Source organism: Reyranella soli (genome assembly GCF_007992495.1).
GTDB classification, from domain to species: Bacteria; Pseudomonadota; Alphaproteobacteria; order Reyranellales; family Reyranellaceae; genus Reyranella; species Reyranella soli.
This window is the reverse complement of record NZ_BKAJ01000145.1, coordinates 23757-34702: the sequence shown is the minus strand read 5'-3', so window position 1 is coordinate 34702 and position 10946 is coordinate 23757. Positions and strand designations below refer to the sequence as shown.

The following is a 10946-nucleotide window of genomic DNA, read 5'->3' as shown; positions in this document are numbered from 1 at the left end:
CTCCGAAGAGCATGAGCGGGCGGGAGCCCGTGGTCCGCGCTTCGCTACAAGAGGGAGAGCACGTCCCGCTTGAACTTCTGCATCTCGGCCAGCACGGCATCGACAGTGCTGCCGGTGAAGCCGAAATCGAGACAGCCCACGCCGATTTCCTTGAGCGCCTTGATATCGACCGCGAGCTCGGCGGGCTTGCCTGAGAACAGCCGGCGCTCGCCGTCGCCCGCCTTGGCCGGCGCGTTCTCGCCGAACTGCGTGACGCGCAAGGTGAGGCCGACGGCGTCGGGCTTGCGGCCGGCTTCCGCCGTCATCTTGCGCAGCCGGTCGACCTGCGTCTTGAAGCGCTTCAGGCTGTCGAGCGGATTGGCCGGGTTGGTGCCGATCGGGTACCACGCGTCGCCGAGCTGCGCTGTGCGCCGCAGCGCCGGGCCGCTTTCACCGCCGACCCAGATCGGCGGATACGGCTTCTGCACCGGCTTGGGGTCGAGCAGGATGTTGTCGAAGCGCACGTGCTTGCCGGCGAACTTGGGGTTGGGCTTGGTCCAGAGCTCGATGAAGGCTCTTAGGTACTCGTCGGTAACCTTGCCGCGCTCCGCGAAATCGGGCGCCTGGATCGCCTCGAACTCTTCCTTCATCCAACCGGCGCCGATGCCCAGCACCAGGCGGCCGCCCGACAGCACATCGATGGTCGCCAGCATCTTGGCGGTCAGTACCGCGGGGCGATGCGGCACGACCATGACCGACGAGACCAGCCGCAGCTTCTTGGTCTTGGCCGCCACGAACGCCATCTCGATCAGCTGCTCATGCCGCTCGACGCGGGAGCCCGCCGGGAATTCACCGGTGTTGCTGTAGGGGTATTTCGCCTCGATGTCGGTCGGGATCACGACATGGTCGCTGAAAGTGGCGTAGTCGAAGCCCATGGCCTCGCCCTCGACCACCAACTTCACCAATTGATCGGTCGCCGACATCGGCCCGGCGGTCGGTGCGTTGAAGCCGAACTGCATAGCTGATCTCCCTTTGGCTGCCCGTCTTGCCTGTCATACTACACGATGCGGACGCTCCCGATTGCCGCTATCGTTGCGAGGCAGGGGGCGTCTTGTTTGAGGTTGTGATGACCGAGTTTTCCAGGCTGATGGCAGAGGCCGCTCGCCTGCGCGACCAGGGCCATGGCCGGCTGATTTCCTATTCGCGCAAGGTCTTCATTCCGTTGACCAAGCTCTGCCGCGACGTGTGCCACTACTGCACCTTCGCCGAGACGCCGCATGCAAGCCAGCCGGCGTATCTGTCGCCTGACGAAGTCCTGGCCATCGCTCGCGCCGGCAAGGAAGCGGGCTGCACCGAAGCGCTGTTCACCCTGGGCGACAAGCCCGAGCTGCGCTACCGCGCGGCGCGCGAGGCCTTGGCCGAGCTCGGCTACGAATCGACCATCGCCTATCTCACGGCGATGTGCGCCCTGGTGCTGCGCGAGACCGGCCTGTTGCCGCACGCCAATCCCGGCGTCATGACGCGCGAGGAGATCGCGGCGTTGCGCGAGGTCACGGCCAGCCAGGGCATCATGCTGGAATCGACCAGCGAGCGGCTGTGCGAGAAGGGCGGCGTTCACTACGGCTCGCCCGACAAGCATCCGGCCGTGCGACTGGAAACCATTCGGCTGGCCGGAGAGCTGAAGGTGCCGTTCACCACCGGCATTCTGATCGGCATCGGCGAGACGCGCGAGGAACGCCTCGACGCGCTGCGCGCCATCGGCGACCTGCACCAGAAGTACGGTCACATCCAGGAAGTGATCGTCCAGAACTTCCGCGCCAAGGCCGACACCAAGCTCGCCGACGCCGACGAGCCGGACCTCGACGATCTTTGTTGGACCATCGCCCAAGCGCGCCTGATCCTGGGGCCGGACATGAACATCCAGGCGCCGCCCAACCTGTCGCCCGGTGTCTATCAGCGCCTGGTTGCTGCCGGCATCAACGATTGGGGTGGCGTCTCGCCGGTCACGCCGGACCACGTGAATCCCGAAGCGCCCTGGCCTGCCGTCGAGGAACTGGCGCGCAAGAGCGCCGAGACCGGCAAGGTGTTGGTCAACCGGCTCGCCGTCTATCCGTCCTACGTCCGCACGCCCGAGCTCTGGCTGGCGCCCGAGGTGGCGACGCAAGTACGGCGCATGGCCGATGCCGAAGGCCTCGCACGCGACAACGACTGGGCGCCCGGCAACACCGAGCCGCCGCCCGCACCGCAGGTGCTTTTGCGCGAGGTCGATCCCGAGATCGTGCGCATCGTCGATCGCGCGACCGGCGGCACCCGCCTCGACCATCCCGAGATCCAGCGCCTGTTCACGGCGCGCGACGCCGACTATCGCCATGTCACCCAGGCGGCCGACGCACTGCGCAAGGCGGTGAGCGGCGAGGTCATCCGCTACGTCGTCAACCGCAACATCAACTACACCAACATCTGCTACTTCCGCTGCCGCTTCTGCGCCTTCTCCAAGGGCCGCACGCACGACGACCTGCGCGGCAAGCCCTACGATCTCGCGCTGGAAGAAGTGTCGCGCCGCGCCGTCGAGGCGTGGGAACGCGGCGCCACCGAGGTCTGCCTGCAGGGCGGCATCCATCCCGACTACACCGGCGAGACCTACGAAGCGATCTGCCGCGCCATCAAGCAAGCGGTGCCGGGCATGCACATCCATGCCTTCTCGCCGCTCGAGGTGACGCAAGGTGCGGCGACGCTCGCCCGTCCCATCGACACGTTCCTCGCCGGCCTCAAGGAAGCGGGGCTCGGCACTCTGCCGGGCACGGCGGCGGAAATCCTCGACGATGAGATCCGCGCCATCATCTGCCCGGACAAGATCAACACCCAGGAATGGCTCGACGTGCAGCGCGCCGCCCACAAGCTCGGCCTGCGCACGACCTCGACCATCATGTACGGCCATGTCGAGACCTCGCTGGCCTGGGCGCGCCATCTGCTGGCACTGCGCGACCTGCAGGTCGAGACGGGAGGCTTCACCGAGTTCGTGCCACTGCCCTTCGTGCACATGGAAGCGCCGATGTACCGCCAGGGCCTGGCACGGCGTGGCCCGACCTTCCGCGAGGCGGTGATCATGCATTCGATCGCCCGCCTGGTGCTGCATCCTGCGATCACCAACATCCAGACCTCGTGGGTGAAGATGGGCCCGGCCGGCGCCGCGATCTGCCTCAACGCCGGCGCCAACGATCTCGGTGGCACGCTGATGAACGAGAGCATCTCGCGCGCCGCCGGCACGCAGCACGGCCAGGAATTCCCGCCCGACGCCATGGAGAAACTGATCCTGTCGATCGGCCGCGCGCCGCAGCAGCGCACTACGCTCTACGGCCCCGTGGACGAAGAGCGCCGGGCGGCTTCGTTCGTCGCTGCCGATCTGGCGCCCATCATCCTCACCCCTCCGCGCAAGCGGGTCGCGGCTTAGCGCTCGAAGATGTCGAGTGGCAGGACGGCCGACACCGTCATGTTCGGCACGTCGACGACCTGGCTGATGCGCAGGTCGACGGCGACGCTCGCCAGGCAATAGGCCTGCTCGCGCGTGAAGCTGTAGGCGTCGGCGATATAGTCGATCATGTTGATCAGCGCATTGCGCGCCGCGAGCGTGATGTCCTCGGATTCCGCCCGGCCATCGCCGCGCAGCGACATGCCCGTCGTCGCGTAGTAGCCCTTGCTGGGTGTGACGCCGTGGGCGCCGTGCACGCCCGGTGCGCCGTGGTGAGCATGCCCCGGCAGTTCGTACGAGGGATCGCGCTGGCGGCGTCGCGTCGCCTCGCCCTTCAGCACGTCGAAGCGGGCGACGAAGGTCGCCGAGGTCTCGACCGCGGTGCCGCAGGATTCGCCATCGCCCTGCGCAAAATGCGCGTCGCCGACTGAGAACAGCCCGCCGGGCACCTGCACCGGTAGATAAAGAGTGGCGCCGGCGGTGAGGGACTTGATGTCGAAGTTGCCGCCGGTCTCGTGCGGCGCGATGGTCCTGATCGCCTTGCCAGCGATGCCTTCCGCCGTCGGCACCGCACCCACGGCGTCCGGCGGCATCACCATGCCGCCGCGCGCCGCCAGATCGGCCTCGCGGGCCACGATGCGGTCCAGCAGCTCGTGCGACGGCGCCACGCCCATCACACCCATGAACGGCGCACCGGGAATGCGCACGCCGGGGAGTTGCGGCGAGACGGCAAAGCCGTTCGCCATCTCCCAATGCACCAGGAAGGGCGTGGTGAAGAGGTCACGCAGGAACCCGAAGCCCGGCATGATCATGGTGAAGCCGCGGCTTGCCGGGATGATCTGCTCGATCTTCACGGCAAGCAGGTCTCCCGGTTCGGCGCCGTCGACATGCACCGGCCCGGTCAGCGGATGGATGCGGCCCATCTCGACATTGGCGAGATCCGCCGCCGTCGTGGAGGCCTTGATCTGGCCATCGAGGCCGTCGAGCGTCTCCATTTCGACCGACGAGCCGGACGCGACGCGGACTGCCGGAGCGATGTCGGGATGCCAGCGGTTGTGACCCTTGTCGGCCTGGCGCACGAGCGGCAGTGCCGGATCGATATGGATATGGTTGTGCGCCATTCTTTCCTCCGACAGTGGTGCCCGTATCCATGCAATCCAGGTGCCATGCGCCTATGGCGGCGCTCAAAGCCCTCGGTCGGCCAGCAGCTTTGGAATGCCTTCAGCTTCGAGGAAGGCTCGCGTGCGCGTGCCGATGGATTGCGGCAGCCGCAGGAACATCGCGAGATCGACCGGATGGTCGATGTCCATGGCGATACCTGGCTGGTGGATCACCGTGGGCTCGATATTGCATCGCTGTGCCGCGTCGAGGTGCGGATAGTAGCTGTTGTCGCCGAACCGCAGCGGCACGGCATCGGGCGGCGAGCAGATCACGGTGTTCGACCCCAGATGATCGTGCGCCGGCGAGATCGTGAAGGACGGCCCGGGCAAATGCGCGCCCACGACCAGGCTGATCTCCTGCGAGGTCACGGCCGGAATGTCGGCGGGCAGGGTGAGCATGGCGCCGCGTTTTTCCTGTGCCAGCAGCTTCAGGCCCGCGGTGACGCTGCCGGTGTGGCCGTCGCGCGCGCCGTCGGTCACCACGCGCGCGCCCAGCCGCTTGGCGAGCGCGGTCGCGTGCGGATCGACGGTGACGACCATGGTGCCGGCGAGGCTCGGCGTGGTGACCACGGCTTCCAGCACCTCGCTCATCATCACCTCGATCAGCGCGCGGCGCTGCGCCGGCGAGAGCATGGGCGCCAGGCGCTGCTTGGCGCCGTCGAGTTCCTTGATGGGCACGACGGCCCAAATGTCTTTGGTACTCACGAAAGGGAATCCGCAAAGGAGAGAACGATGCGCGCCAGGGCTTCCTTGGTAACGACGCTGGTCATCAGGGTGGGAGCGACATGCACCTTGCCGGGCACGCCCTCGGAGTCGCCCTGATCGACGATGTAGCCGTCCAGAAGGTTACCGTAGCGTGTTGCGACCGAAGCAGACGTCACCGCAAGGCCGAGCTCCTGCAGCATCTTGGCTGTCGGGCCCTTGACTGCCTTGCCGCCGACAATGGGCGAGATCGCCACGACGGGCGCGCCGCAGTTTTCGATCGCGGCGCGCAGGCCGGGCACGGCGAGGATCGGCTCGATGCTGATGAAGGGATTGGATGGGCAGATCACCACAGCGCGCACCTTGCCGCCCAGCGCCTTGATGACGTCGGCCTGCGGTCGCGCCTTGTCGGCCCCATCGAACACCAACTCGCGCACGACCGGCCGGCATTGCTGGCGCACGAAATAGTCCTGGAAGTCGATCCAGCCGTCGTCGCTCCTAACGCGCGTCGGCACGGGATCGTCGCTCATCGGCAGGATGCGATGGGCGATGCCGAGGCGACGGGTGATGTCGGTGGTGATCTGCGACAGCGTCTCGCCCGAGCGCAGCCGGCGCGTGCGCTCGATATGCAGTGCAAGGTCGCGGTCACCCAGGCGGAACCAGTCGGCGCCGCCCACCGAGGCGATGGTCGCCATGAACGACCAGGTCTCTTCGCGCCGGCCCCAGCCCTGCTCGGTGTTGTCGAGGCCGGCGAGCACATAAGTGAGGGTGTCGATGTCGGGGCAGATCTTCAGGCCGAGATGCTCGAAGTCGTCGCCGGTGTTGGCGATGACCAGAAGCTCGTCGGCCGGCAGCACGCGGCTCAGGCCCAACGCCAGCTTGGCCCCGCCGACACCGCCGGACAGGGCGACGACCCGTCCCTTGCTCACCGAAACATGTCCTCGGCCGCGGGCCGCACCAGCTCCGAGGCCGGGTTGTCGGGCGCACTCCAGGTGAGGCCGCGCACGAGAATGGCCGGCTGCGCTTCGTTACCCTGGCCCTGGACCAGCGAGGCCGCGGCCGCGATCTCGTCGGCGAAGCCCGAGATGCTGACCTGCAGGGTGCGGCCGAACAGGTCGGGATTGCCGCGCAGGTCGAGCAGGGCAGGGAGGCCCGCGGCGCCGATGGCGATGCCCTGCGTGCCGCGCCGCCACGCGCGGCCAAAGCTGTCGGTGATGATGACGGCGGGAGCGGTGCCCAAAAGCTCGCCGAGCTTCGCGCGGATCCTACTGGCGCTGCCGTCGGGATCGATCGGCAGCAGCAGGGCGCGCTCGACGCCGTCGGTCGGGCCGACATTGGACTGGTCGATGCCGGCATTGGCCATGACCCAGCCGCGCTTGTGCTCGACGATCAGCACGTTGGGCCGTGAGCGCACCACGCGCACCGACTCCGACAGGATCAGCTCGACCAGTCGCGGGTCCTTCTGGACCTCGGCCGCCAACTTGATCGCGGCCTCGGACGGCTTCACGGCGGCGAGCTCGACGCTGCGGCCCTCGGCCTTGGAGACGATCTTCTGGGCGAGCGCGAGCACGTCGCCCGGCTGCGGCTTGAGATTCGCGCGTAAGAATCCCTCGGCCAAAAGGGCCGCCAGATCGTCGCCTGCCTTGATCATCGGCAGGCCGGGGAGCGCCAGCAGCTCGAGCTTGGCGACGCTCATCCGAAGCGCTTGCGCAGCCGCGGCAGGACTTCCTTGCCGTAGAGGTCGAGGAAGCGCGCCTGGTCGGGACCGGGCGCGTGGAAGACGAGGTGGTTGAAGCCCAGCCCGACGTAGTAGCCGATCTTCTCGACCTGCTCGTCGGGATCGCTGGACACGATCCAGCGGCTGGCCGCGCGCTCGAGCGGCAGGGCGTCGGCCAGGCGCTGCATCTCGACGGGATCCTCGACCGACATCTTCTCCTCGGGCGTCAGCGCCAGCGCCGCCCAATGGCGCGTGTCCTGCAGTGCGCGCTCCTTCTCGGTGTCGAACGAGACCTTGACCTCGATCATATGATCGTAGGGCTGCGCCTTGGGCCCGCCGGCGGCGATGCCCTCGGCGACCTTGGGCAGCAGCGTCTCGGTATAGAGCTCACGCTTCTTGCCGCTGGTGCAGATGAAGCCGTCGCCCGTGCGGCCGGCATATTTCGCGACCAGCGCGCCGGCAGCGGCGACATAGATCGGAATCTCGACGTCGGGCCGGTCGTAGATCGTGGCCTTCTCGGTCTTGTAATACTCGCCCTCGAAGGTGATGCGCTCGCCGCGCCACAGGGTGCGGATCAGGGTTACCGCCTCGCGCAGGCGGGCGAAGCGCTCCTTGAATTCGGGCCAGGGCTGGCCGGTCGACGGCACCTCGTTCAGCGATTCGCCGGTGCCGATGCCCAGGATGACGCGGCCCGGGAACATCGAGCCCAGGGTGCCGAAGGCCTGGGCGACGATCGAGGGGTGATAGCGGAAGGTGGGCGTCAGCACACTGGTGCCGATGGCCACTTTCGAGGTGCGGGCGCCGAGCGCCCCCAGCCAGGCCAGCGAGTTGGGCGCGTGGCCGTCGATGTGCTTCCACGGCTGGAAATGATCGCTGACGAACACCGATTCGAACCCGGCCTGCTCGGCATGGACCGAGAAGTCGAGCAGCTTGCCGGGCGCGAATTGTTCGGCCGACGCCTTGTATCCGAGCTTGAGCACGGTGATGCTTCCTTATGGAGACACGGGATCAGGCGAAGTCTTAATGGACCGGCATGCTGCTCACAACCGCCCCATGGTCTCGCCCAGGGTCCTGCCAAGAGTCCTGGTCATCATGGGGGTTTCTAGTTCCGGCAAGACCACGGTCGGCAAGCTCTTGGCCGAGCGGCTGGGCTGGCACTACCAGGAAGGCGATGCCCTGCATCCGCCCGAGAACGTCGCCAAGATGAGCGCCGGCACGCCGCTCAGCGACGCTGATCGCGCCCCGTGGCTGCGGCGGATCGCCGAGCGCATCGACGCCTGGCGCAGCAATGGTGAAGCGGGCGTCATCACCTGCTCGGCGCTGAAGCGCGCCTATCGCGACGTCATCATCGGCGATCGGCCTGATGTCGGCCTGGTCCACCTGCGGGGCTCGCGCGAGCTGATCGGCCGGCGCATGGCGGCGCGAAAGGGCCACTTCATGCCGACCGCCTTGCTCGACAACCAGTTCGCCACCTTGCAGGAGCCGTCCCCGGAGGAGCGGCCGATCACCATCGATGTCGGCGGCACGCCGGCCGAGATCGTCGAGGAAATCCTGCGGCGATTGCCGCCGAAATTGAAACTGCAGCCCGCGTAGCGGCTCGACCTGCGACCGAAGTGCTGGCCGCATTGACCGTGGTCGGCCGGGAGCGATAGGCTCGCCGCGAATCAAGCGCCGTTAAGTGCGCAAATTCACAAAAACGTCTGGAGGGAACGACATGTCGATCAAGCGTCGCACAGTCCTGACCGGCTCAGCCGCCGGTGTGGTATCGCTAACATCCGGCCTCGCGGCCCCGGCCATCGCCCAGAGCGATCCGATCAAGATCGGCTATTTGCCGGCGCTGACCGGCCCGTCATCGTCGACCGGCGTCGGCATCAACCGCGGCACCCAGCTCGCGGTCGAGGAGATCAACAAGGCGGGCGGCATCAAGGGCCGCAAGATCGAGCTGATCACCCGCGACACGCAGAGCGACCCGACCAAGGCGGTGAACGCGGTCGCCGAGCTCACGCAGCGCGCCAAGGCCAGCATGATCTGGGGTCCGGTGAATTCGGGCGAGGCGCTGGCGGCGACGCCGCTGATCGCGCGCGACAAGGTGCCGATGCTGCATCCGTGCTGGGTCGACGAGCTGATCGACGTCAAGAAATACCCGATGGCGTTCCGCATCGCGCCGACCAACACGCAGGTCGGCGGCGGCGCCAACCACTACGTCGTCGACGTGCTCAAGCTGAAGAAGGTCGCCGTGGTGAGCGACACCACCGGCTACGGCACGGCCTCGGCCAACACCTATGTGCCGATGCTGAAGGCCAAGGGCGCGGAGGTGGTTTACACCAACCACGTCGACGCGGCGAACCCCGACCTCAAGCCCGAGCTGCTGCGCATGCAGAGCGCCGGCGCCCAGGCGATCATGCCGTGGAGCGTCAATGCGGGCTTCCTGTCGCGTATTCTCAATACGCGCGGCGCCATGGGCTGGGACGTGCCGGTGGTCGGCCAGACGACCCTGGGCTCGGGCCAGACCAAGGCCCTGCTCGAGAAGCCCGAGAACTGGAACAAGGTCTACTCCAACAACTTCCGCAACTGCTGCTACGTCAACGGCAAGCTGCCGCCGCGAGCCGCGGACTACGTCGAGCGCCTGAAGAAGGAGAAGATCGAGTTCGCCGACACCCTGCTGTGGTGGGTGGCGCTGGGCTGGGACGGCGCGTTCATGATGGCCGATGCGCTGAAGAACGCCGGGACGAAGAACGAAGACATCGTCGCCTACATGAACAAGGTCAAGGATTGGCCGGGCATCTACGGCACGGTCACCTGGACGCCCGAACAGCACAACGGCTTCCCCGACCAGGAGGTCGTCATGTGCGAGGTCAACTCGCTCAGGGACGGCGCGTTCAACATCGCGCCGGGCTACAGCTCGTAGTGCCGTACCACCTCACCCTGAGGAGGGCGCGCAAGCGCCCGTCTCGAAGGGTGGCAACAGCACGTTTGCTTCCCACCCTTCGAGACGCGGCCCTCCGGGCCGCTCCTCAGGGTGAGGCAATCTCTTTGAGCAGGTAGTCCGTGTTTGCTTCCATCATCTCCTACGGCCTTGCGGTGGGAGCGGTCTATGCACTGATCGGCATCACGTACAACGTGATGTTCTCGGCGTCGCGTGTGTTCAGCTTCACCGCAGGCATGCTGGGCATGCTGGGGGGCGTGCTGGGTGCGCTCTTCATCAAGGATTGGGGCATCAACGCCGTGCTGGGGTTCGTGGCTGTGCTGGCCTGCGGGGCCGTGCTCGGCCTCGTCACCGAGATCCTGACCGTGCGGCCGGTGCTCAAAAACATCGAGCAGCATCTCTACGTGTTGTCGACGCTGGCCTTCGCGTTGATGATCCAGCAGGTGACGGCCATCGAGTACGGCACGGAGGCGTACCCCTTCCCGGTGCTGATCCCGATCGACGCGAACTCGATCCTGGCCATCGTCGATCAGAAGTTCTGGCTGCCGGTGCTGGCCTGCATCGTCACCATCGTGGGCCTGGAGTTCCTCTATCGCCGGACGCTGATCGGCCGCGCCTTCCTCGCCATCGCCGAGGACAGCTACGCTGCCCGGGCGCTCGGCCTGCCCGAGACACGGCTCCGGATGGCGAGCTACGCCCTCGCCGGCGTCATCGGCACGTTGGCGGGCTTCACCGGCGCGCAGATGCTTCTCGCCTTCATCGGCAATCAGCCGATCCTGAACTTCTACGGCTTCGTGCCCGTGGCGCTGGGCGGCATGGGCTCCAACCGCGGCGCGGTGATCGGCGGCCTGGCGCTCGGCCTGTTCCAGCAGGCGGCGAATTTCCTGGTCGGCGGCATCTTCGCCGCGGTGGCGGTGTTCGCGGTGTTCATCGTCGTGCTGCTGCTCAGGCCCGAGGGCCTGGCCGGTGCGTCGGCCGCGAGACGCGTGTGAG

At 67.1% G+C, this 10946-nt stretch carries 10 protein-coding genes; 4 read left to right on the top strand and 6 right to left on the bottom strand.

Features of this window, described 5'->3' with window-relative positions; all coding sequences use genetic code 11:
• Window positions 1–44: 44 nt before the first annotated feature.
• Window positions 45–998: an LLM class F420-dependent oxidoreductase gene (locus RSO01_RS35500; protein WP_147155339.1), complete on the bottom strand. Its 954-nt coding sequence runs from the start codon at window positions 996–998 to the stop codon at window positions 45–47.
• A gap of 107 nt (window positions 999–1105) precedes the next feature.
• On the opposite strand from RSO01_RS35500, the gene cofH reads away from it, so the two are divergent.
• Window positions 1106–3430 carry a 5-amino-6-(D-ribitylamino)uracil--L-tyrosine 4-hydroxyphenyl transferase CofH gene (cofH, locus tag RSO01_RS35495; RefSeq protein ID WP_147155338.1) on the top strand — a complete coding sequence of 775 codons (2325 nt, stop codon included), beginning with the start codon at window positions 1106–1108 and terminating at the stop codon, window positions 3428–3430.
• On the opposite strand, the gene RSO01_RS35490 is transcribed toward cofH, so the two are convergent.
• From RSO01_RS35490 to fgd, 5 genes are all read right to left on the bottom strand, one after another.
• Window positions 3427–4569: an acetamidase/formamidase family protein gene (locus RSO01_RS35490; protein ID WP_147155337.1), complete on the bottom strand. Its 1143-nt coding sequence runs from the start codon at window positions 4567–4569 to the stop codon at window positions 3427–3429. The genes cofH and RSO01_RS35490 overlap by 4 nt on opposite strands.
• Window positions 4570–4632: 63 nt before the next feature.
• A complete protein-coding gene (gene cofC, locus RSO01_RS35485) occupies window positions 4633–5313 on the bottom strand; it encodes a 2-phospho-L-lactate guanylyltransferase (protein ID WP_147155336.1) in 681 nt (226 codons plus the stop codon).
• Window positions 5310–6239, bottom strand: coding sequence for a 2-phospho-L-lactate transferase (gene cofD, locus RSO01_RS35480; protein ID WP_147155335.1), 930 nt, complete (start codon window positions 6237–6239; stop codon window positions 5310–5312). The genes cofC and cofD overlap by 4 nt, the downstream gene beginning before the upstream one ends.
• The gene (gene cofE / locus RSO01_RS35475; RefSeq protein ID WP_147155334.1) at window positions 6236–7006 is read right to left on the bottom strand and encodes a coenzyme F420-0:L-glutamate ligase; all 771 of its coding nucleotides are present in this window, start codon (window positions 7004–7006) and stop codon (window positions 6236–6238) included. Before cofE ends, cofD begins: the two co-directional genes overlap by 4 nt.
• Complete coding sequence (fgd, locus tag RSO01_RS35470; RefSeq protein WP_147155333.1) at window positions 7003–8007, bottom strand: glucose-6-phosphate dehydrogenase (coenzyme-F420); 1005 nt, start codon at window positions 8005–8007, stop codon at window positions 7003–7005. Before fgd ends, cofE begins: the two co-directional genes overlap by 4 nt.
• 112 nt (window positions 8008–8119) lie before the next feature.
• Between fgd and RSO01_RS35465 the strand changes: the two genes are divergently transcribed.
• The 3 genes from RSO01_RS35465 to RSO01_RS35455 all read left to right on the top strand — a co-directional run bounded on the left by RSO01_RS35465 (window position 8120) and on the right by RSO01_RS35455 (window position 10945).
• Window positions 8120–8620, top strand: a complete 501-nt coding sequence (locus tag RSO01_RS35465) for a gluconokinase (protein WP_246159040.1) — start codon at window positions 8120–8122, stop codon at window positions 8618–8620.
• Window positions 8621–8741: 121 nt separating this feature from the next.
• Window positions 8742–9935: an ABC transporter substrate-binding protein gene (locus RSO01_RS35460; protein ID WP_147155331.1), complete on the top strand. Its 1194-nt coding sequence runs from the start codon at window positions 8742–8744 to the stop codon at window positions 9933–9935.
• Between the two features lie 140 nt (window positions 9936–10075).
• Entirely contained in the window at window positions 10076–10945 is an 870-nt protein-coding gene (locus RSO01_RS35455; RefSeq protein ID WP_147155330.1) for a branched-chain amino acid ABC transporter permease, read from the top strand.
• Window position 10946: the final 1 nt, after the last annotated feature.